This is a genomic window from Tepidanaerobacter acetatoxydans Re1 (genome assembly GCF_000328765.2).
Lineage (GTDB): Bacteria > Bacillota > Thermosediminibacteria > Thermosediminibacterales > Tepidanaerobacteraceae > Tepidanaerobacter > Tepidanaerobacter acetatoxydans.
This window is the reverse complement of record NC_019954.2, coordinates 2065398-2088195: the sequence shown is the minus strand read 5'-3', so window position 1 is coordinate 2088195 and position 22798 is coordinate 2065398. Positions and strand designations below refer to the sequence as shown.

Sequence of the window (22798 nt, the reverse complement as noted above, 5' to 3'; positions counted from 1 at the left end):
GATTGATGAAACATGAATATTAATGTAATACAGCTTATGTCACCACTTCATGGTGAAGAAAATGTTATAAACAGTTTAAGACCCTCTATGAACTTTTTGGAAGACAATTTTGACGTGAACTATAACTCGCAGGAAAATTCGGATGGAATTACGGTAGTTTGGGTTATGACCGGCGGTGTGGAAGGAAAATTCAAAGAAATATATCCGTGGCTCAAAAAACCAATAATTCTATTGGCTGAAGATATAAACAACTCATTGCCTGCAGCTTTAGAAATAATGGCATATGTTCGCAAACAGCAAGAGAAAGCATATATTTTACATGGCGGATTTGATGAAATAAAACAGGAAATAGAAAAACTTTATTTTTTACAAGAAGCGGCAAAAAAGATAAAAGATGCTAGGATAGCCAGCATTGGCGGGCCGTCTGATTGGCTTATAGCAAGCCATGTGGATTTTCATAAAGTTTCCGAAATATGGGGTTCTAACTTTGTGTATATACCAATGGAAGACTTATTAAAATCAATCAGTGAAATCGAAATTGCAAGCCAAGATGACTATTTTAGCAAAGCTGCTGCAGCAATTGGAATCCAAGAGACAGATGTGCAAGCAGCAGACAGGATTTATCGCGGTTTAAAGAAGCTTGTACAAGAAAAAAACATAACAGCTTTAACCTTAAAATGCTTTGACCTTTTAGACCCTCTTAAAAATACAGGATGCCTGCCGCTTGCTCGTTTAAATGATGAGGGAATTATTGCCGGCTGTGAAGGAGATATGCCTTCACTATTTACGATGTTGTTAGTATATATCCTTACAGGTAAGCGTTCATTTATGGCAAACCCTTCTAAAATAGATAAGAAGGCAAATACTATTTTATTGGCACATTGTACCGTTCCCACTAGTATTGTAGAAGAGTATTCTTTAAAAACCCATTTTGAGTCAGGCATCGGAGTAGCAGTGGCAGGCAAGTTTGCCGAGCAGCCTGTAACCGTAGTTAAACTTGGCGGTAGGGCTCTAGATAAGCTTTATATTGCCGAGGGTGCAATCGTAAGCAATACTTATGATGAGCATAGGTGCAGGACTCAAATAAAAGTTCAGATGGAATATGGATTAGATTCCTTACTGAAAAATCCGCTGGGTAACCATCTGATTATAGTACCTGGCAAAATTGAAACGCTATTTAGAGGATTTATGGATTACATGGAAATAATTTATTAGTGTTTTATAAGGAAGTGCGTATATGGCTTTTGCACCTAGGTACGAAATAGTTGTAAAAAAAATAAAAGAGATGATACGAACAGGTGAGCTCTTGCAAGGCGAAAAATTGCCTTCGGAAATCGAAATGGCTAAACGGCTAAATGTCAGCAGAGCTACACTAAGAGAAGCCTTTAGGATATTGGAAGATGAAGGCGTGATAAACCGATATCATGGCATTGGAACCTTTATTGCCAAATCTCCTATCATAAAAAGCGGTATGGAAGAGTTGATAAGTATAACAAAACTCATCGAAAAACAGGGTATGAAGCCAGGCACAAAGGATATAGAGGTATCGCTAACACAGCCGGGTGAGCGCGAGGCAACCATATTAAATCTTTTGCCAAATGAAAAGATATACCGCATTGAGAGAGTAAGAACTGCTGACGGAGAACCGGTTTTATTCTGTATTGATAGGATTCCGGAAAAATACGTGCATAAAAATTTTGAGTTTAAAGAGGAATCTCTATTTAAGTATCTGCATAAAGATTTAGGTATTTATATATCATATGCCGTATCGGATATAATACCTGTAAAGGCACAGGCAGCCGATGTCTATAAAAAGCTAAAGATGAAATCAAAGTCAAATGTGGCTTTGCTCTTGGAACAACTCCACTATGACGATAAAGACAATCCAATATTTTACTCGTCAAATTATTTTTCGCCTGAGAAGTTTCGGTTTTATATTGTCAGGAAGCGAATTTAACAACATTTAGAGGTGAATGTTTATGATACCGTTAGATGAGAAAGAGCTTGTGAGGAAGGCTTTATCTGCTATGAAAAATGCTTATGTCCCTTATTCTAAGTTTCCGGTGGGGGCTTGTGCGGTTACCGCCGATGGAGAAGAAGTTTTGGGGTGCAATATTGAAAATGCATCATATGGACTTACTATATGCGCTGAAAGAGTTGCACTTTTTAAAGCTTATTCAGAGGGAAAAAAAGATATTGTGGCTTTAGCGGTTGCTGCAAATGTAGATGAACCGGTTTCTCCCTGCGGAGCCTGTAGGCAGGTTATATCTGAACTTGCTCCCAAAGCTATCGTGTATCTTACCAACAAAGATGGCTCCAAAATTAAAAGAATGACAGCAGAGGAGTTACTGCCATATGGATTTAAGCTGTAGTTTAAGTCGGATTTTAGCTGCTATATTGCTATAAAAGGTAGGTGGTTATATGTTCTTTGTTCCCGACATTATAGAAAAGAAAAAGCGAGGATTAAAGCTTTCTAAAGATGAGATACAGTTTATTATTGATGGTTATGTAGGTGGAAGCATTCCGGATTATCAGATTTCAGCTTTACTCATGGCAATTTATTTTAAGGGCATGGATGAAGAAGAAACAACTGATTTAACCATGGCTATGGCTCATTCCGGTGAGATGGTAGATTTATCTTCTATCGATGGCATCAAGGTTGACAAACATTCCACCGGAGGTATTGCAGATACTACAACACTGGTTTTGCTGCCACTTGCATCGTCTGTGGGTATAAAGGTTGCCAAGATGTCGGGGCGAGGCCTTGGACACACCGGAGGAACAGTCGACAAACTGGAATCCATTCCGGGCTTTTGCTGCGAACTTGATACCAAAACTTTTATAGATTCCGTAAACACTATTGGTGCTGCGATAACAGGCCAGTCGAAGAACCTTGTTCCGGCAGACAAAATGTTATATGCTTTAAGGGATGTAACGGCAACAGTGGATTCCATACCGCTTATAGCAAGCTCTATAATGAGCAAAAAGATTGCCGGTGGTGCCGATAAAATAATTTTAGATGTGAAGTTTGGTAATGGTGCTTTTATGAAGACCTTTGAAGATGCTCAAGAGCTTGGGCAATTAATGGTGAAGATAGGGGAACTTGCGGGCAGGGAAACCGTAGCATATATTACAGATATGGAGCAGCCCTTAGGTCTTGCAATCGGCAACGCCATAGAGGTTGTAGAGGCGATAGAAGTGTTAAAGGGAAAAGGCCATGAAGACCTTCTTGAGCTTTGCCTTGAATTTGCTTCAGAGATGATGTTATTGGCAAAAATTGAAAGTGACAAAACAAAAGCTGTTCAAAAATTAAAAGATAGTATTGAAACAGGAAAAGCACTGGCTAAATTTAAAGAAATCATAGGCAACCAAGGAGGAGATTCTAGAGTAATACAAGATTACTCACTGCTGCCAAAGGCTAAGTATCAATCAGAAGTTGCTGCGGCAGAAGATGGCTATGTAAACAAGATTGATGCTGCGCGTTTAGGCCTTACTGCCATGAAACTTGGTGCCGGCAGACAGAAAAAGGATGATATTATAGATCCTGCAGTGGGCATCTGGATATATAAAAAAGTAGGGGATAAAGTAAAAAAAGGTGAAGTTTTTGCAAAAATTTTAGCTAATGACGAAGCAAAACTTAGCTGGGCTGTCGATGAAACACGAAAAGCTTTTGAATTTACCTTGGACTCTATAGAAAAAAGAAAGGTTATTTGGGCAAAAATTACAAAGGATGAAGTTTTAAAGTTTTAAAAAGGGATGGTCATTATGATAAATAGAGTTATCTTAATAGTGCTGGACAGTGTAGGTGTCGGCGAAATGCCCGATGCGGCAAAATACGGCGATGAAGGAAGCAATACTTTAGGTAATGTGGCAAAAGCAGTGGGTGGGCTTAATATGCCTAACATGCAAAAACTAGGTATTGGCAATATTATCGATGTTATGGGAGTGCCACCCCTTAAACAACCTGCGGGTGCATATGGCAAAGCGGCAGAAAAGTCCCCCGGAAAGGATACTACTACGGGCCATTGGGAACTGGCAGGGGTAGTGCTGGACAGACCCTTCCCCGTATATCCGAACGGCTTCCCTGCTGAAATAATTAATGAGTTTGAAAAAAGAACAGGCACGAAGGTTCTCGGCAACAAGCCGGCATCGGGCACAGAAATAATACAAGAACTTGGCGATGAGCACGTGAAGACCAAAAACCCAATTGTATATACATCGGCCGATTCGGTCTTTCAGATAGCTGCACATGAAGAAGTAATCCCATTGGAAAAGCTCTATGAGATGTGTAAAATTGCCAGGGAAATACTTCAGGGAGAACATGCGGTGGCTAGGGTCATAGCACGCCCGTTTATAGGAGAATCAGGAAATTACGTAAGAACATATAACAGAGCCGACTTTTCGCTAAAACCTCCATATGAGACCCTGCTTGATAAGGTTGTTGCCGCGGGCATGGAAGTTGTCGGAGTTGGTAAAATATGGGATATATTTGCTGGACAGGGTATAACTAAGGCAATCCATACAAATGGAAATATGGATGGTGTAAATAAGACCCTTATGGCTATGGATGAATTAGAGCAAGGTCTAATCTTTACAAACTTGGTAGATTATGACATGCTTTATGGGCATAGAAATGATGCTATAGGGTATGCCCGAGCTTTGGAGGATTTTGACAAGCGCCTGCCTGAAATACTCACAAAACTTAAAAAGGACGATGTGCTTATAATTACTGCCGACCACGGATGTGACCCGACTACCAAGAGCACTGATCACTCCAGGGAGTATGTGCCTATACTGGTTTACGGTGATGTAATCAAACCGGATGTAGACCTTAAAACTTTATCCTGTTTTTCAGACATAGGCCAAACCGTAGCAGATTTTCTAGGATGTGAAAAGCTAAGAAACGGCATTAGTTTTAAACGAGTTATAACTTATAACTTATAACTTATAATAATCGGAGGAATATATTGTAAAAAAATAATCTAGAATCAAGCAAAAAATCGTAATAAATTAAAGATTTAGTTTAAATTTAATTTAATCTACAGAAATATTAATTGCTTTCATTACTATCTATGCTGCCAGCAATAGCAGCGGAATGGAGGTTTATATGTCTTATTTGAAAGAGGTGCTCCAAGCCGTAGAATATATTAAAAAGAAGATAGATACACCGCCAAAAATTGGTATAATATTGGGCAGCGGTTTAGGGGAACTGGTCAACGAAGTACAGGATAGTGTTATCATACCTTATTCAGATATTCCGGGCTTTCCCGTATCGACTGTAAAAGGGCATGCTGGAAACCTTATTTTTGGAAAATTGATGGAAAAAGATGTTGCGGTAATGCAGGGCAGGTTTCATTTTTATGAAGGGTACCCCATATCCAAGGTGGTTTTGGGCGTTAGGGTAATGGGTCTTTTAGGAATCGAAACACTGTTTGTAACAAATGCTTCCGGAGGGATAAATTCCTCTTTAGAGCCGGGCGATCTTATGGTTATAAGAGATCATATCAATTTTACCGGGGAAAATCCCGCTATTGGCGAAGAAATCACAGAATTCGGCCCTAGATTTTTTGATATGACTTTTGCCTATGATCGTAAGCTTATAGCTAAAGCTCAGGAAGTATATATAAAAAATGAAGTGCCTTACAAGGACGGCGTATATGCATTTTTAAAAGGTCCCAGCTATGAAACCCCGGCAGAAATAAAAATGCTTTCTATTATCGGAGCTGATGCCGTTGGCATGTCAACAGTGCCTGAGGTTATAGCTGCGCGCCAGATGGGCATAAGGGTTTTTGGAATATCGTGTATTACAAATATGGCTGCGGGTATCTCAAAGAATAAGCTTTCACACCAAGAAGTAGTAGAAACTTCGCAAAGGGTGAAGGAAGATTTTATTAAGATAATTGCCGATATGGTAGCTGAAATATAGCTATAGAACAAGAAAACCGAGTGTTTTAGTGCTCGGTTTTTTTAATAGATTTAGTAAGATATAAGATACACTTTAAGCTTTAATTAATTTTATTAAAATAAGGATAAACCACAAAGCATATCTTTTACAGCTTATTGCATAGGAATTACTAACATGATAGAATAAGTGTGGTATTATATGGAACAACCTGGAGGTAAATATTATATGGAAAACGTGGTTATAGTAACTGACAGCTCCTGCGATCTTCCGGAGGAAGCCATAAGTGAGTATCCCATAAAGGTTTTGCCAATGCCCGTGTCCTTAAAAGATGACCCTAGTACAGATATTTCAAATTTAACACTTAAAGAATTTTACGACTCTATTCGAAAAGGGGAAATCATACCTACAACATCACAAGTAACAGTCCCAGTCTATATGCGGTGCTTTGAAGAGTGTATAAATCAAGAAAAGGTGCCGTTGGTTTTAGGCCTTTCTTCAAAACTTACAAGCAGTTACGAGTCAGCATTACTTGCAAAGGAAAATCTGAACACCAACGATGTAATCATCATTGATACTAAATGTGCCAGTTTAGGATTAGGGCTTGTGGTGCTAAAGGCCGCCCAGATGGCAAAAGAAGGGAAAGGGCCTCAAGAAATAGCCAAAGAGATAGAACATTATGCATTACATATGGAGCATATATTTACGGTGGATTCTCTAGAATATCTTAAACGCGGGGGAAGGATTTCTGCAACTCAGGCCTTTGTAGGAGGTCTTCTTAATGTAAAACCTGTTTTGCATTTTGTTGATGGGGCGATCCACCCATTAGAAAATGTCAGAGGCCGTCGGAATATAGTCAAGCGAATGATAGAAATTATGGCTCAAAGGTCTAAAAATCCTGAAAATCAATTAATCGGTATAAGCCACGGAGATAATGAAGAGCTGGCTATGGAACTTAAGGAAGCTGTTAAAAAGGAATTTGGAGTAAAAGATATTATGATATCTTGGATAGGTCCTGTAATAGGTTCTCATTCAGGCCCGGGAACAGTTGCATTGTTTTTTCAAAATGTATAAAAGTAAAGCATATAAGCCGTAAATTAAAAAAGTGCAAAGACAGGTAGAAATACATGAAAAATTATGTATTAACCTGTCGTTTTTCTTGTGTTTATATTATATAAAAGGAAGGATTTTAAGGAACATATGTAGAATTTAATATTATGTGTGAAATGCAGTATACAATAAACACAAAAACTCTGCATACTGCCCATCCCGGAGGGTTCGCATCATACTCGCCCAATTTCAACCTTGTAGATAAATTAAAAAGAGTATGATATAATTATTCCTGTTTGTGCACTGAGGCTCAAAACAGTTGCTGAGAAAAACAAATCAAAAATCTTCAAGTATAAACTTCTGCTTGGTGCTGCTGTAACACATGCAATGTGCCAATTGTCACAATTGGTAAGCAACTTGAAGAGCCTTACATATATCATATGTGTTTAATTAAAACAAAGGAGAGGAAAAATCAATGGCAAAAGTTATGAAATCCATGGATGGTAATAATGCTGCTGCTCATGTAGCATATGCATTTACCGAAGTAGCTGCAATCTATCCGATAACCCCATCTTCGCCCATGGCAGAGTATGTTGATGAGTGGAGCGCCCATGGAAGAAAGAATATTTTTGGGCAAGAAGTTAAAGTTGTTGAAATGCAATCTGAAGGTGGTGCTGCAGGTACAGTTCATGGCTCACTTGCTGCAGGCGCACTTACCACAACATTTACGGCATCCCAGGGATTGCTGCTTATGATTCCAAATATGTATAAAATTGCAGGCGAGCTATTGCCCGGTGTATTTCATGTTACCGCTAGAGCAATTGCAGGACATGCCCTGTCTATTTTTGGTGACCATTCAGATGTTATGGCATGCCGGCAGACAGGATTTGCAATGCTGGCTTCCGGAAGTGTTCAAGAAGTAATGGATTTAGCAGGTGTGGCACATCTGGCTGCTATTAAAGGAAGAGTGCCTTTTGTACATTTCTTTGATGGTTTTAGAACATCTCATGAAATACAAAAAATAGAAGTTCTCGACTATAAAGACCTGGCAAAACTAGTTGACTATGATGCGGTTCGGGAATTTAAAAAAAGAGCATTAAATCCGGAGAACCCGGTGGCTCGCGGCACAGCTCAAAACCCCGATATATTTTTCCAAGCTAAAGAAGCTGCCAATTCTTACTATCTTGCTATTCCGCAGATAGTAGAAGAATATATGAAAGAAATCAACAAACTGACCGGGCGTAATTATGATTTATTTAATTACTATGGCCACCCCGAAGCCGAGAGAGTAATTGTAGCTATGGGTTCAGTATGTGAAACAATTGATGAGACAGTAGACTACCTAATGGCACAGGGAGAAAAGGTGGGAGTTCTGAAAGTACATTTGTTCAGACCCTTCTCGATAAAGCATTTTCTGGCTCAGATGCCTAAAACCGTTAAGAAAATAGCTGTTCTCGACAGGACTAAGGAACCTGGGTCTTTGGGTGAACCGCTGTATCAGGATGTATGTACTACTTACATCAGCGATGAGAACCGGCCGATAATTGTAGGTGGTCGCTATGGTCTCGGCTCTAAGGATACTACACCAACTCAAATCAAAGCGGTCTTTGATAACTTAAAAGCCGATGCACCCAAAAACCACTTTACTGTTGGTATTGTAGATGATGTAACAAATACATCCCTTCAATTAGGAGAATATATTGATACTATTCCAGAAGGAACCAAGTGCTGCAAATTCTGGGGTTTAGGTTCAGATGGTACTGTGGGGGCTAACAAGAGTGCTATTAAGATTATCGGTGACAATACCGATATGTATGCACAGGCTTATTTTTCTTATGATTCCAAGAAATCCGGCGGAGTAACTATTTCGCACCTGCGTTTCGGGCACAAACCCATTCGCTCTACCTATTTAATAGATAAGGCCGATTTTGTTGCGTGCCATAACCCTGCATATATAGGTAAATATGACATCTTGTCAGGTCTTAAAGACGGCGGTACTTTCCTTCTAAACTGTCAGTGGTCTAAAGAAGAGGTTGATGAGAAACTTCCTGCTTCTGTCAAAAATTATTTGGCAAAGCATAATATAGATTTCTATATAATCAATGCTGTGGATATTGCACAGGAAATAGGCCTCGGCGGGAGAATCAATATGATAATGCAGGCGGCATTTTTCAAACTCACAAATATTATTCCGCTAGATGAAGCAGTTAAACATTTAAAGGAAGCTATAGTAAAATCCTACGGTCATAAAGGTGAAAAGATTGTAAATATGAACTACCAAGCGGTAGACAAAGGCATTGAGGCATTGACTAAAGTGGAAGTGCCTAATTCATGGGCCGACGCGACAGATGAGGCTGCTGCTGCCGTATCTAACGCTCCGGACTTTATCAATAATGTTGCTGATGTAATGAATCGCCAAGAAGGTGATAAACTGCCGGTAAGTGCATTTGTAGGTCGCGAAGATGGCACTTTCCCAGTAGGCACAACTAAATATGAAAAGCGCGGTATTGCGGTAAATATTCCTGAATGGCAGGCTGAATCATGCATTCAGTGTAATCAGTGTGCATTTGTTTGCCCACATGCTGCCATAAGGCCTTTCCTACTAAATGAAGAGGAAGTTAAGAATGCACCGGAAGGCTTTGTATCGAAAAAAGCGACAGGCCGCGGTTTAGATGGATTAAGCTTTAGAATTCAAGTAAGTCCTTTGGATTGCACCGGCTGCGGAGTATGTGCCAATACTTGTCCATCTAAGCAAAAATCACTGATTATGAAACCCTTGGAAAGTCAATCACACCAGATTCCTCATTGGGATTATGCTATGGAACTTTCAAAGAAGGATAATCCTTTGAATGTTGAAACTGTGAAGGGAAGTCAGTTTGAACAGCCATTGCTGGAATTTTCCGGTGCCTGTGCAGGCTGTGGAGAGACACCCTATGCCAGATTAGTTACTCAGTTGTTTGGCGACAGAATGATGATTGCTAATGCTACCGGTTGTTCTTCCATATGGGGCGGCAGTGCACCATCAATACCTTACTGCACTAATAAACATGGACACGGACCATCGTGGGCAAACTCCTTGTTTGAAGACAATGCTGAATTTGGCCTAGGTATGTATTTGGCAGTAAAGCAGGCCAGAGAAAAATTAGCTTTATTGATGAAGGAAGCCTTAGAGTTAGATATACCGGCTGAGTTAAAGGATGCTTTCAATTTATGGCTTAGCAACATGAATGATGTGCGTACTACCAAACAAGCTGCTCTTACTATTATTCCGCTGCTTGAAAAATGCAAAACCAATGACGAAAAAGCAAGCAAACTGCTGGCTGAAATCCTTGATAAAAAAGAGTATCTGGTGAAGAAATCTCAGTGGATTTTCGGCGGAGACGGGTGGGCTTATGATATAGGATTCGGTGGTCTTGACCATGTATTGGCTTCAGGAGAAGATGTAAATGTTCTGGTCTTTGATACTGAAGTATATTCCAATACAGGCGGACAGTCATCCAAATCTACGCCTACTGCTGCTGTAGCTCAATTTGCCGCTGCAGGTAAGAATACTAAGAAGAAAGACCTTGGACGCATAGCCATGAGCTATGGATATGTGTATGTTGCTCAGGTAGCCATGGGTGCCAACCAGAACCAACTTATTAAAGCTTTGATTGAGGCTGAAAACTATCCAGGACCTTCCTTGATTATTGCATATGCACCATGTATTAACCATGGAATCAAGGCCGGTATGGGTGCAAGCCAGCTTCGCGAAAAACAGGCTGTAGAAGCCGGATATTGGCATCTGTATCGCTATAATCCACTGCTTAAAGATGAAGGAAAGAATCCGTTTATTTTAGATTCTAAAGAGCCCACAGCAGACTTTAAAGAATTCTTGATGGGCGAAGTCCGTTATGCCTCTCTTACAAAGACATTCCCCGAAAGAGCTGAAAAACTCTTTGAAAAAGCGGAAATGGATGCAAAAGAACGATATGCAATCTATAAAAAGCTTGCTGAATAATTAGGAATAATTAGGGACGGTTCCAAATTATTCAAAAAGCCCCCTGCCTGATTTAATAGGCAGGGGGCTTTTTTGCTGCTCTATGCTCAATATCCAATTCAATATTCAATTTCCACTGTTTTGGTTGCCTGATTCCAACCGACTTTTGCGCCAAGGGCTTCACTGATAAATCTTACCGGCACCATTGTCCTGCCGTTCTGGATTATGGCACTGGTATCGAATACTACGGTTTTGCCATTTATATCGGCCTTGTTTTCTCCGATTTTTAATTTTATAATCTTATCTTCATTATCAATTATAACCATTCTGTTGTCATTATCCCAACTTACCTTAGCTCCGAGACTTTCGGAAACAAATCTTACCGGAACCATGGTTCTGCTGTCTTGATTTACATAAGGCAGTTCATCAGGAAAGTTAACCTCCCTGCCGTTTACCAGCACTGAAATATCGGTAATTGTAATCGGAAAGGATTTAGATATATCTCCTACCGAAACCTGAACCGATGCAGTGCCTGCATCTACGGCTTTAAAAGCAAGGGTTTTTGTATCAAATCCTATAGGCTTTTCATAAGCAACCTTCCATTCACAGGCGTAAGGATAACCCAAAGGTATTTTGCAGCCTGTAGGACTTATTCCGTAAATCTTGAGATTGGTGGCAACACCTGCTTTAACCGTTGAAGTTTCAGATATAATCTGCTCAACTAGCGGAATGACTTGATAATTTACAATTCCGCCGGAAACATTAAATATTGCCACAGCAGGTTCAGGTGAGTTTATACTGGGCACACAGACATAATGAACTCCATCTATCGCTTTGCTGCTAAATGCTGCCGCACCGCCGCCGCTCAAAACCCATACATTGGAGCCGGAAGATTCGGCATAGTCAGTAAGGACTTTTTTTAACAATTCTCCTTCCAAAGAATCGGAAAAACTTTCTGGAGTTCTGTCCATAATGATAAAAAGAGTTTTTGTCTTGTCAAGGGAGGCCAAATCTTTTTGCAGGCTTATCCATTGATTGTAGTTTGTTGAGCGAAGGCTGCCCTTTGTTGCATCTAAGAAAATAAAATTGGCATCTTTTTCAGATAACATCGAATAACCCTTACCGCTTATTCGATAATTTTTAAAATCTGCTAGTTGTTCTTTAAGCGAATTATCGTCGGCCCAAGGTTGGCCCGCTACTATACTTATGCTGGGATTTGACTTGTTTATAATTTTTGCGGCTAAAGACAATGTTTTATCATAATCCGTTCGACTACTATCTGTTAATGGCTTTGTACCTACCACTCCAAAGGTAAAGCCGCTGCCTTTTTGATTGGCTGCATCAGTCCAAATAGGTGTTTGAGGCAGAAGTGATTCATCGTAGTTTCCGGCAATCAGGGCAGTAAGTTCATCAAAATAAACGGTTCCTTTAGTGCTTTTTTCAGGATTTGTTTCTACAACATAGATCGTCTTTAAGGTGAAAGGCTGCTTGCCGGATGGAATTGATACCTCAATCTGCTTCCATCCTTCCCAGTCTATATTTTTAGCAAGGTCAAGGATGGTTTCTTTGCCTGAAGCATCTTGGATAGCAGCTCTAAGCCATTCGCCCTGATTTTCACCGTAAACCCATAATCTAAGTTTGGTAGAACCTGACGGAAGAGCTTTACCGCTGCTTCCGAAAGCAAGATAAGCAGCCCTGGTTGCAGTTCCGCTTGTAAAGTCATAATCTAACCTGCCGGAAGATTGACCGGAATATACCGGTTCAGGTGATGAAGTAATGCCGAAAGAACCTTTTACATCGGCCGGATATGAACTAAACGATTTTTCCGCTATACTTTCAAAATCATCTACTAAATTACTATAGTAACCGGTTTGAACCAATGCTCCGGCCTTTAGCCCGGAAAACTCAGCAATTACGGCACCGCTGCCTGCAGCTTGCCCGGCAGTAAATTCAAGACCGTTCATATAGCCAATGTCACCGACTATTTCCCATTTAATATCGACAGGGTCCAATAGAGTTTTAAACCCATCTGTATCAGTCACATAAACCTTGAAGGTAGTCTTTGCACCGGGATTTACTTGAACTTTTGAAGGTTCTACGGAAAGTGTTACACTGTCTTTTAAAACCCTTATATCTTCAGAAGCTTGAATACCGCCTAAAGTAGCAATAACTTGGCCTGCCCCACTCTTTTCGGCAGTAAACATATTACCATCAAAATAACCTATATCTCCGGTAACACTCCATTTGACCTGTTCTGGGTCGAAGTCGACGAGATTATAGTTTTTATCGTATGCCTTAACCTCGAAAGTCCTGTGGCCGCCTTGAGCGATATTAAAGGAAGATGCGGTTATTTTAAGACCGTGAACTTGACCTAAAGGAGCCTTTGAAAAGATTCCGACGGCATTAGTAATCAATCTTTGGACACCTTCGGATACGCTATTGACAACTTTTGTCTGAGATTCATAGAAAGGTTTTGCTACCATGGTAGATGATCCGCCGCCATCCAGGTTTAGCGCATAGTGAGCACCAAGTTTTAACATAAGCTCAGCTAATTCTTGCTGAGTCATCCCGCGGCTCTTTGCTTGACGGCCGTCAACCACCACCATTATCATGGTCTTTTTATCTGCAGTAAAACCTATTGCAGTTCGAGGATGTGTTCCGGCAATATTATGGGAAAAAGTTTTTGGTATTGTGCCATTATCTACTAAAACAGCACCACCGCCGAGAGCCATCTTTAAATTTGAAATGTCGGGTGTAATGGTTAAATCTAGTTCAACCGGATCACCTATGGTAAAATGTGTTTTCATAAAATTGGCGCCATCACCCCAAGCCATAAGCACTAAACCGTCTGTTGGAATTTCAGCGGTTTGACCTTCAGAAATGTTTGCAACACGGTTATCTTTTACTGTTAAAAAAGTTAGATTAGGTGCGCCGGCACCGGGTTTAGGTGTTGATTTTCCGAAGTCAGGTGTATACACGAAAATATGATTATAGCTGTCGCGTATCTTATTTACGCCATCTACAAAAAAGTAACTGCGATCGGGAGCTATAAGCCGGCCGGAAAATTCCATTTGTAATATTTCAGGAATCTTATCAAATGTAAGACCTATAGCGGACATCCCCGGAAGATTTAACGGCGAAGAAACCAGCTTTCCGTTACTTACCTGAGGTCCTATTGGAGCCGAGGGTGTAGCCATAATAAAAAAGTCTCCGTTAATTCCGGCTACAGCACCGTTATCCTGCACCATTTTATTTAAGGCGGCACGCGGGGAAAGACCTTCACTACCTATAATGGTATCAATATCTACATTATCCGATGTGAGGTCAGCTCTTAAAATATGAATTTTTTGCCAGCCCAGAGAAGTAAACAAAGTTTGTTCTTCATAGGTTACACCGCCTGTTACAGGAAAACCATCACTTGCTTGGTATAGAAGTATCTCCTGAGCAAAAGCAGGCATTAATGCCGCGGTGAAAATGAGGATAGTTACAAGCAAAGGAATAAAATAATTTTTCCAATGTTTTTTTGCTATATGTAGCATTTATTTCCCTCCATATGTTAAAATGACTTTTATAAATAAGTTTTTACAAATATCCCTCCTTGCTTCTGATCCCCCACAGCTATAGCTGTTCTATGCAAGCCACATACTTTTTTTCAAAAATAAGAACCTGCTAGTCTACTATACCATATATCCATTATATATTAGACGCATAAAAATGAGAAATGTTCCATCACCGCCAAAAATGTAGTAATATTAAAATGGCTATTATATAATAATGATAGTTCAGGTTTTTAGAGCATAACATGGCTAAACAGTCGGGTCTTTGACAGTTGAATAATAAAATAATCTCTAAAGCCATTGAAAAGGCTTTATTTTTTTGTCAATTTTTAAAAATATTTATTGAGTAATATTGAGTAATATGTTATAATTAAAGGGAAGGAGGAAAATTCATAATGAGATTATCTATTTCAAAATCTAAAAATTCTACATCACTTTATGTAATAGAGTCAATTTACGAAAATGGTAAACATTCAACTAGAGTTGTAGAAAAACTTGGTACTGTTAAAGAGTTAGAAGAAAAATTAAATGGTCAGGATCCTATTGAATGGGCTAAAGAATATATCAAAGAATTGAACAAAAAAGAAAAAGAACAAAAAAGAGACGTGATTGTAAAGTATAGCCAGTCAAAGAGAATCGAAAAAGGTGTTCAAAGGTCCTTCAATGGTGGATATCTATTCTTACAGCAAATATATCATCAGTTGGGATTACATAAAATTTGCAAAGATATTTCTACTAAGTATAAATTTACTTACAATCTTGATTCCATTCTTTCTAGGTTAATTTACGGTAGAATTCTTTTTCCATCCTCAAAACTTAACACCTATCAAGAATCAAAGTGCTTGATTGAACAACCTGATTTCGAATTGCAACATGTTTATAGGGCATTAGAGGTAATCGCTAAAGAAACTGATTTTATTCAATCAGAGCTCTACAAAAATAGTTTATCTATTTTTAAGAGAAATGACCATGTTCTTTACTATGACTGTACTAATTACTTTTTTGAAATAGAGCAAGAGGATGGTTTTAAACAATATGGTCCTAGTAAAGAGAATAAACCTAATCCTATTGTGGGAATGGGACTATTCATGGATGGAGATGGTATTCCTCTCGCATTTAACATTCATAGTGGTAACACAAATGAACAAATTACACTAAAGCCTTTAGAAGAAAAGATACTTAAAGATTTTGAACTATCAAAATTTATTGTTTGTACAGATGCTGGACTATCTTCAATAGAAAATCGTAGATTTAATGATAAAAAGGATAGAGCTTTTATTACAACCCAATCAGTTAAAAAATTAAAGAGATATTTAAAGCAGTGGGCTCTTGACCCTACGGGCTGGCATCTTCCTGGTGTAAATAAATTATATGATATCAGTCTACTTGATAAAGATGAGGACAACTATGAAGAATATAAATCAAAGACTTTTTACAAGGAACGTTGGATTAAAGAGGATGGGTTAGAACAGAAACTCATTGTCACATATTCTCTTAAATACAGAGATTATCAAAGGCAGATTAGGAATAGACAGTTAGAACGTGCCTCTAAATTAATTGAAGAAAGACCAAAGAGTGTTAATAAGAAAAATCAAAATGATTTTAAACGATTCATATCATCCACTAATGTTACAAAGGATGGTGAAATAGCTGATAAAGTAATCTATAGTATAAATCAAGATGCAATAGCAAAAGAAGAAATGTATGATGGGTTTTATGCTGTATGTACCAACTTAGATGAAGATGCCAGTATTATTACAAAGATTAATCATAGACGTTGGGAAATAGAGGAATGTTTTAGAATTATGAAAAGCGAATTCAAAGCTAGACCTGTTTATTTAAGTCGTGATGATAGAATACAAGCACATTTTACTACATGTTTTCTTGCAATAGTTATATATAGATATCTTGAAAAATATCTAAGCGAAGAATTTACAAGCTCTGAGATAATTCATAGCTTAAGGAATATGGATTTCAATTACATTCCTACTGAAGGGTATATTCCAACATACACAAGGACTGACTTAACAGATATCTTACATGAAGTATTTGGATTTAGAACAGATACTGAAATAGTCAGTTTAAGGGAAATGAAAAAAATATTAAAAGATACGAAAAAGAAAAAGATATTACGCAAAATTTAAAAAATCAAGAAACTCTGAAATGCCTTATTTGCAAGGCGTTCCAGAGTTTTGTTGTCTCGCAACTGTCAAAGATGAGATTATATATTAGACGCATAAAAATGAGAAATGTTCCATCACCGCCAAAAATGTAGTAATATTAAAATGGCTATTATATAATAATGATAGTTCAGGTTTTTAGAGCATAACATGGCTAAACAGTAAATGCTGTTTGCTGCTGGCTCAGATACTATATTCTACCATAATAACAATATTTTTAAAAAGGTGGCGAGTATCTATGATAGGAAGCTTTGAAAATTTTAGTCCTAAAATTTGCCAAACATGCTTTATTGCTCCTACTGCCGATATAATAGGTAATGTTACTATCAAAGAAAAATCGAGTATATGGTATGGTGCTATACTAAGAGGGGATGTCAATACAATTGAAGTAGGTTCTTATACAAATATACAAGATGGCAGCATTGTTCATGTAGCTGAAGATTATCCCACTATTATAGGCAATAATGTTACCATAGGGCATGGAGCAATTGCCCATGGCTGCATAATAAAAGACAGTGCTTTTATCGGGATGGGTGCCATTATTCTTGACGGAGCTGTTATAGGTGAAGGAGCATTAATTGGTGCAGGGGCGTTGGTAATCGAAGGTAAGGAAATACCGCCATATTCTTTAGCTGTAGGTGCGCCTGCTAAAGTTATACGACATTTGTCCGACGAATACATACAAATGACCAAAAACAGAGCGGTAGAATATGCAAAGTTGGCTGAGAAGTATGTAAATAAAGCATAAATTATTCTAATATTTATAAATGCTCAATGCCTACAGTTTAAAGCCTGTGAATGGTTCTAAGTAACAGATGGTATTGACCTGTGATTTGCGGATAAAATATAATGAAGCTACAACATGTCCACGTAATAAGGACAATTTTTATCAACAAACTAAGACTGGAACACTTATCACACAAAATATTTTATCTGGGAGGGTCAACAATGAAAAGATACTCTGTTGGTGTTGTTGGTGCCATGGGCGCTGTAGGCACGGAAATGCTGAAGATTTTAGAGCAAAGGGATTTTCCGGTAGGAAATATTAAACCGCTTGATGTAAAGGAAAATGAGGGCAAAAAAGTATATTTTAACGGCAGAGAAGTTGAGGTTCAAGTGGCCCAAGAAGGAGCTTTTGGAGATTTAGATATAGCTTTATTTTCGGCAGGTGAGGCTGCAAGCTGCGATTTGGCACCGGCAGCAGTTTCAGAGGGGTGCATTGTTATTGACAACAGTAACGCCTTTCGAATGGATTCCAAAGTGCCGTTGGTGATTCCTGAGGTCAATCCAGAAGATGTTATGTGGCATGAGGGCATCATTGCAAACCCCAATTGTTCTACTATTCAGATGTTGGTGGCTTTAAAGCCTCTGCATGACAGGTATACAATCAAAAGAATTGTAGTTTCAACATATCAAGCAGTATCAGGCAGCGGGCTGCCGGGTATTTTGGAGCTGGAAGAGCAAGTCAGGGCATATATTGAAAACCGAGAACTCAAGGTGAAAGTATACCCACATCAAATAGCATTTAATGCAATTCCACATATTGACACATTTACGGACAATGCTTACACTAAAGAAGAGATGAAGATGGTTCATGAGACCCATAAGATATTTCATGATGAAAAAATACGTGTAAGTCCCACTGCAGTGAGGATTCCGGTAATTCGATGCCACTCCGAAGCTATTAATATTGAAACCGAAAAACCTATCGAGGCACAAGAGGCGAAAGAAGTATTGAGCAAAGCCCCAAGCATTAAAGTCATAGATGATATATCAGCTAATGTATACCCTTTAGCAGCGGAACTTAAAGGAACAGATGAAGTATATGTAGGAAGGATACGGCAAGATTTTTCAGTGAAAAACGGACTTAATATGTGGGTGGTGGCTGATAATTTAAGAAAGGGAGCAGCATTGAATGCTGTTCAGATTGCGGAAACTCTGATTAAATATAAAAAAGTTTAGGAGGTAGATGAATGGCCATTATCGTGCAAAAGTTCGGGGGTACATCGGTCAAATCCCCTGAAAATCGCAAAGCCGTTCTAAATCATATTCTTAAAGCTAAGGAAAAGGGCTATGATGTAGTGGTAGTTGTATCAGCCATGGGACGTTTAGGTGACCCATATGCTACAGATACATTGATAAATCTTTTAAAAGCTCAGGGAGGAGAGATTTGCCCGAAAAAAAAGGACTTAATCATGTCTTGCGGTGAGATTATTTCGGCTGCCGTTATGGCATCTTACATAGAAGCTCAAGGTGTGAAAGCTGAAGCCATGACCGGGTTTCAGGCAGGGATACTGACAACTGCGGATTTTGGAAATGCTGAGATATTAAGAGTTGACCCTTTACCGATTACTGAAAAGTTAAAAGAAGGCAATGTAGTAGTAGTTGCAGGGTTTCAAGGTCAGACGGAAAAAGGCGAGATTACAACATTGGGCCGAGGCGGCAGCGATACTACCGCAGTAGTATTGGGAGGGTATTTAAAGGCGGACTTGGTGGAAATTTATACAGACGTTCCCGGAATAGCTGTGACAGACCCCCGTGTTCTCCCTGAAGCACCTTTTATTTTGCAAATATCCTATGATGAAGTTATTGCAATGGCTGAAAACGGTGCCAAAGTTATCCACCCAAGGGCAGTTAGAGCTGCTAAAGAGTTCGGCATGGCTTTGAGAATAAAATCTACTTTTGATGAGGGAGATGGCACCCTGGTGGGGCCAGAAGAAAGCGACCTTGTTATCTCAGGCATTACGTCTCAAAGTGGTTTCACCGCAGCCAAATTTGAAAGCGAAGATGAATTTAGCAGCGATGATATCAAAGAATTCCTTAAGCTCAGTTGTGACAGTTCAATATATTTAAGCAGTGTCGGAGAAAATATCATTTTAATCGAAGAAGAGAAAAAGGATATGGCTGCAAATCTTGCAAAAGAACTAAAAAGCAGTGCGGAATTTTGTCATGATATGGCCAAGGTTTCTGTTATCTGTAAATCAACAATCAACATTAAAGCTTTAACGGAAAGCATTGCTAATTTGCTTTTAAAAAATGGCGTGCAAATAGTTGCTGCAGCAAATTCAAACAACTGCAGCAAGTATATAATAAAAGGTAAGAATGCATCAAAAGCTGTAAGCATCATTTTTAATGAATATTTTTCTAGTAAAAATTGATTCAGGTGCAAAAATTCATTTTTTAGTTTAATTATCAATATTATAGTATGGGCGGCCCGTGGCCGCCCGCTTTTTTATTATTATAGTGTCAGATTTGTTGTGCACATGCAATATCCAAACTAGCAAAATTATTTAAAAAAAAGGATATTCGAATATAATGTCGAATATATTATGCTAATGTTTCTTATAAGAATACAAATGTGCATATATGGCGTACAAATTTACAACTATGTTTTTAACAGAAAAATCTTTAAAAACTATTGATTTTGAGCAGTTACTATATTACAATATTCATCATATAATAAAATGATGAGTAACGTTGCTCACCGAATAGCATATTCATATCATAATATTAAAAAATATATTAAGGGGTGCTGATAATGAAAAAATACAATGTAGCCGTAGTTGGAGCCACAGGAGCAGTAGGTCAAACAATATTGAAGATTCTAGAGGAGCGCAATTTTCCGGTTAAAAACATTCTACCTCTGGCTTCGGCCAGATCCAACGGCAATACGGTGGAATTTAATGGGGAAAAAATAAAAGTGCAAGAGGCAATGCCTTCTTCCTTTGCGGGTATAGATATAGCCCTTTTTTCTGCTGGTAGAGTTGTAAGTGTAGAACTTGCTCCAGAGGCTGTTAAACGTGGAGCTGTTGTAATAGATAACAGCAATGCTTTTAGGATGGATCCTGAGGTACCGCTGGTTGTTCCTGAGGTCAATCCCGAACATATCAAAAAACATAAGGGTATCATTGCTAATCCAAACTGTTCTACGATTCAGATGGTGATTGTATTAAAGCCAATACACGATGCTGCAAGAATAAAGAGAGTGGTTGTTTCTACTTACCAAGCCGTATCAGGCACAGGGCTTGAGGCCGTTGAAGAATTAAAGGAACAAATAAAGGCAATTCTAAATAGTGAAAATCCCAAAAATGAAATATATCCTTATCCGATAGCTTTTAATACACTGCCGCATATAGATGTTTTTGATGATACAGGTTACAGTCTTGAAGAATGGAAAATGCTATATGAAACAAGAAAGATACTGGATGATGATAGTATTGGAGTAACAGCTACTACTGTAAGGGTTCCTGTGCTAAATTGTCATTCGGAATCCGTGAATATCGAAACTGAAAAAAAACTTACAGCTAACATGGCAAGGGAAATTCTTTCAAAGGCACCGGGTATTAAGGTAATAGACGACCCGCAAATGAAACGCTATCCATTGCCTAATGAAGCATGTGGGAAGGATGAGGTATTTGTAGGAAGGATTAGGGAAGATTTTTCTGTAAATAACGGATTAAACCTTTGGATAGTGGCTGATAACTTGCGAAAGGGTGCTGCCTTAAATGCTGTGCAAATTGCTGAATGTATGTTGGATAATGCCCTAATATAGAATCTTTATTGAAGCATTAAGCTTGATAGTCCTTTTCCCGCCCATTTGAATATGATATAAAGAAGAATTGATTTTTATGTGAAAGTTTTTGTTCGGGGGAGGGAAAGGCAAATGAGGCAAGCATACCAACTAGAATGGGCAAGTAAGGACCTAGGACAGGAATCTCGAGTGGCTTTAGGAAATGTGGCCGGTTCTGGGAAAATGAACATTATTGCAGGAACTACTGCATCATCAGGGCAGCAATCGAATTTGTATGTATTTCAGTATAGAAATGAGAATTATCACCAGTTGGCTCAGGTATCATTAGGCAATAATGATACTCATTGGATAGGTTGCCATGATATAGATAAGGACGGTCTTGATGAAATAATTGTTGGTACAACATGTGGTATTTATATATATAAGATGCTGAAAGGCCAACTTATTAAGATTGCTGAAAGTACTCAAATAAGGGAAGCTGTAGTTAGCATAGCTGTAGCGGATATAGACAAAGATGGGAAATATGAGATTATAGCTGTAGTTAAAGGTAAACCTCAAATACTCATATTTCGCTATGATGAAAGATTAGTGCTTGTAAAGTCGGAGATTTTTAAGCATCAAGTTTGTTGTGTTGCGGCAGCGGATACCGATGGCGATGGCTGTCCTGAAGTGATTGTAAAAACCCATGGGCCACAGGGGTGCATGCTATATGTGCTGTCTTTTAGAAGCGGTCAGAGGTGTGAAAGGTGGAGCAGCCATATTCCCGATGCCGGGAAGGCGTTTCTTGCAGTTGGTGATTTTGACTTGGACGGAAAACACGAAATAGTCCTAGATTGTACCGGCAGTAAAGCCAGGGTTCTGCATCATGTGGGAGGCGCATATAAAACATTTTGGGATAGCCCTGCCCACGATCAAAGCATCAAGGATGTGGCTATATATGATATTGACGGTGATGGGCAGAAAGAATTGGTAGTAATTTGTTTAAGCAATGTTTATATTTACAGTTGGAAATCCGGAAAAATTATTTTGGAATGGACTCAGACAGTGCCTAACGGTGCCTTTTGTGTAGCAGCCGGTGAATTGAATCAGCAAGGCTATGGCGAGATAGTCGTAGGTACCATTTATGGATATATTTATGTATTCGAAGCCCGACGTGACCGCCATCATGGCAAACTTTGGATGGGAAAAGTTCAAGCAATAATTCAGGATACTGTGACTATACCTGACGGAAAACCCGATGCGGAACGCGGAGTTGAAGCCAAGGCTAAATTTTGCATTGATGAAGTAAGAGTGCTGTGTGACAAGATTATAGTCGATGGTGAAGTTATTGCCAAGATTCTTTATGTAGCTGCTTTACCAAGTCAGCCGGTGCACTTTTTTGAGGCGAGGATTCCTTTTTTGGAATTTATTCATCTTTGCGGCGCATCGCCAGGTATGCAGGCTCTGGTATATTTCAATGTAGAGCACATAAATGTGTGTGCGGTAAGCCCTAGGATGGTGAAAGTTACAATATTGTTTGAGATGCTTGTAAAATTAGTACCATTTTGTTATGACCCATAAAAGCTAAGATGGATACGGAGACTATTTATTATAGTAAAG

General features: G+C 38.9%; 15 protein-coding genes. 14 read left to right on the top strand and 1 reads right to left on the bottom strand.

Annotated features, from left to right (window positions below; translation table 11 throughout):
- The first annotated feature begins 12 nt into the window (after window positions 1-12).
- The 8 genes from TEPIRE1_RS09945 to nifJ all read left to right on the top strand — a co-directional run bounded on the left by TEPIRE1_RS09945 (window position 13) and on the right by nifJ (window position 10952).
- Complete coding sequence (locus tag TEPIRE1_RS09945) at window positions 13-1215, top strand: fucose isomerase (RefSeq protein WP_013779044.1); 1203 nt, start codon at window positions 13-15, stop codon at window positions 1213-1215.
- 22 nt (window positions 1216-1237) lie between these two features.
- Window positions 1238-1957, top strand: coding sequence for a GntR family transcriptional regulator (locus TEPIRE1_RS09940; RefSeq protein WP_013779043.1), 720 nt, complete (start codon window positions 1238-1240; stop codon window positions 1955-1957).
- 22 nt (window positions 1958-1979) lie between these two features.
- Window positions 1980-2372: a cytidine deaminase gene (cdd, locus tag TEPIRE1_RS09935; RefSeq protein ID WP_013779042.1), complete on the top strand. Its 393-nt coding sequence runs from the start codon at window positions 1980-1982 to the stop codon at window positions 2370-2372.
- A 49-nt stretch (window positions 2373-2421) separates the two neighbouring features.
- Entirely contained in the window at window positions 2422-3750 is a 1329-nt protein-coding gene (locus tag TEPIRE1_RS09930; RefSeq protein WP_013779041.1) for a pyrimidine-nucleoside phosphorylase, read from the top strand.
- A gap of 15 nt (window positions 3751-3765) precedes the next feature.
- On the top strand, window positions 3766-4944 hold the full coding sequence (locus TEPIRE1_RS09925) for a phosphopentomutase (RefSeq protein WP_013779040.1): 1179 nt from the start codon (window positions 3766-3768) through the stop codon (window positions 4942-4944).
- A gap of 163 nt (window positions 4945-5107) precedes the next feature.
- Window positions 5108-5926, top strand: a complete 819-nt coding sequence (locus TEPIRE1_RS09920; RefSeq protein WP_013779039.1) for a purine-nucleoside phosphorylase — start codon at window positions 5108-5110, stop codon at window positions 5924-5926.
- Window positions 5927-6130: 204 nt separating this feature from the next.
- Entirely contained in the window at window positions 6131-6976 is an 846-nt protein-coding gene (locus TEPIRE1_RS09915; protein ID WP_013779038.1) for a DegV family protein, read from the top strand.
- 451 nt (window positions 6977-7427) lie between these two features.
- Window positions 7428-10952, top strand: a complete 3525-nt coding sequence (gene nifJ, locus TEPIRE1_RS09910) for a pyruvate:ferredoxin (flavodoxin) oxidoreductase (RefSeq protein WP_013779037.1) — start codon at window positions 7428-7430, stop codon at window positions 10950-10952.
- A gap of 98 nt (window positions 10953-11050) precedes the next feature.
- On the opposite strand, the gene TEPIRE1_RS09905 is transcribed toward nifJ, so the two are convergent.
- Window positions 11051-14470: a phosphodiester glycosidase family protein gene (locus TEPIRE1_RS09905; RefSeq protein WP_013779036.1), complete on the bottom strand. Its 3420-nt coding sequence runs from the start codon at window positions 14468-14470 to the stop codon at window positions 11051-11053.
- Window positions 14471-14883: 413 nt separating this feature from the next.
- On the opposite strand from TEPIRE1_RS09905, the gene TEPIRE1_RS09900 reads away from it, so the two are divergent.
- The 6 genes from TEPIRE1_RS09900 (at window position 14884) to TEPIRE1_RS09875 (ending at window position 22759) form a co-directional block, all read left to right on the top strand.
- Window positions 14884-16632 (top strand): IS1634 family transposase, encoded by a 1749-nt coding sequence (locus TEPIRE1_RS09900; protein ID WP_013778385.1) that lies wholly within the window; start codon window positions 14884-14886, stop codon window positions 16630-16632.
- A 274-nt stretch (window positions 16633-16906) separates the two neighbouring features.
- On the top strand, window positions 16907-17416 hold the full coding sequence (locus TEPIRE1_RS09895) for a gamma carbonic anhydrase family protein (protein ID WP_013779035.1): 510 nt from the start codon (window positions 16907-16909) through the stop codon (window positions 17414-17416).
- Between the two features lie 200 nt (window positions 17417-17616).
- Complete coding sequence (locus tag TEPIRE1_RS09890) at window positions 17617-18630, top strand: aspartate-semialdehyde dehydrogenase (RefSeq protein ID WP_013779034.1); 1014 nt, start codon at window positions 17617-17619, stop codon at window positions 18628-18630.
- Between the two features lie 11 nt (window positions 18631-18641).
- Window positions 18642-19826 carry an aspartate kinase gene (locus TEPIRE1_RS09885; RefSeq protein WP_013779033.1) on the top strand — a complete coding sequence of 395 codons (1185 nt, stop codon included), beginning with the start codon at window positions 18642-18644 and terminating at the stop codon, window positions 19824-19826.
- Between the two features lie 380 nt (window positions 19827-20206).
- A complete protein-coding gene (locus TEPIRE1_RS09880) occupies window positions 20207-21220 on the top strand; it encodes an aspartate-semialdehyde dehydrogenase (RefSeq protein WP_013779032.1) in 1014 nt (337 codons plus the stop codon).
- A 111-nt stretch (window positions 21221-21331) separates the two neighbouring features.
- Window positions 21332-22759, top strand: a complete 1428-nt coding sequence (locus TEPIRE1_RS09875) for an FG-GAP-like repeat-containing protein (RefSeq protein WP_013779031.1) — start codon at window positions 21332-21334, stop codon at window positions 22757-22759.
- Window positions 22760-22798: the final 39 nt, after the last annotated feature.

What these genes read in the sequence shown, in the direction of transcription:
- TEPIRE1_RS09945 (WP_013779044.1), top strand. Translation starts at nt 13, where the DNA reads ATGAATATTAATGTAATACAGCTTATGTCACCACTTCATGGTGAAGAA.
- TEPIRE1_RS09940 (WP_013779043.1), top strand. Translation starts at nt 1,238, where the DNA reads ATGGCTTTTGCACCTAGGTACGAAATAGTTGTAAAAAAAATAAAAGAG.
- cdd (WP_013779042.1), top strand. Translation starts at nt 1,980, where the DNA reads ATGATACCGTTAGATGAGAAAGAGCTTGTGAGGAAGGCTTTATCTGCT.
- TEPIRE1_RS09930 (WP_013779041.1), top strand. Translation starts at nt 2,422, where the DNA reads ATGTTCTTTGTTCCCGACATTATAGAAAAGAAAAAGCGAGGATTAAAG.
- TEPIRE1_RS09925 (WP_013779040.1), top strand. Translation starts at nt 3,766, where the DNA reads ATGATAAATAGAGTTATCTTAATAGTGCTGGACAGTGTAGGTGTCGGC.
- TEPIRE1_RS09920 (WP_013779039.1), top strand. Translation starts at nt 5,108, where the DNA reads ATGTCTTATTTGAAAGAGGTGCTCCAAGCCGTAGAATATATTAAAAAG.
- TEPIRE1_RS09915 (WP_013779038.1), top strand. Translation starts at nt 6,131, where the DNA reads ATGGAAAACGTGGTTATAGTAACTGACAGCTCCTGCGATCTTCCGGAG.
- nifJ (WP_013779037.1), top strand. Translation starts at nt 7,428, where the DNA reads ATGGCAAAAGTTATGAAATCCATGGATGGTAATAATGCTGCTGCTCAT.
- TEPIRE1_RS09905 (WP_013779036.1), bottom strand. Translation starts at nt 14,470, where the DNA reads ATGCTACATATAGCAAAAAAACATTGGAAAAATTATTTTATTCCTTTG.
- TEPIRE1_RS09900 (WP_013778385.1), top strand. Translation starts at nt 14,884, where the DNA reads ATGAGATTATCTATTTCAAAATCTAAAAATTCTACATCACTTTATGTA.
- TEPIRE1_RS09895 (WP_013779035.1), top strand. Translation starts at nt 16,907, where the DNA reads ATGATAGGAAGCTTTGAAAATTTTAGTCCTAAAATTTGCCAAACATGC.
- TEPIRE1_RS09890 (WP_013779034.1), top strand. Translation starts at nt 17,617, where the DNA reads ATGAAAAGATACTCTGTTGGTGTTGTTGGTGCCATGGGCGCTGTAGGC.
- TEPIRE1_RS09885 (WP_013779033.1), top strand. Translation starts at nt 18,642, where the DNA reads ATGGCCATTATCGTGCAAAAGTTCGGGGGTACATCGGTCAAATCCCCT.
- TEPIRE1_RS09880 (WP_013779032.1), top strand. Translation starts at nt 20,207, where the DNA reads ATGAAAAAATACAATGTAGCCGTAGTTGGAGCCACAGGAGCAGTAGGT.
- TEPIRE1_RS09875 (WP_013779031.1), top strand. Translation starts at nt 21,332, where the DNA reads ATGAGGCAAGCATACCAACTAGAATGGGCAAGTAAGGACCTAGGACAG.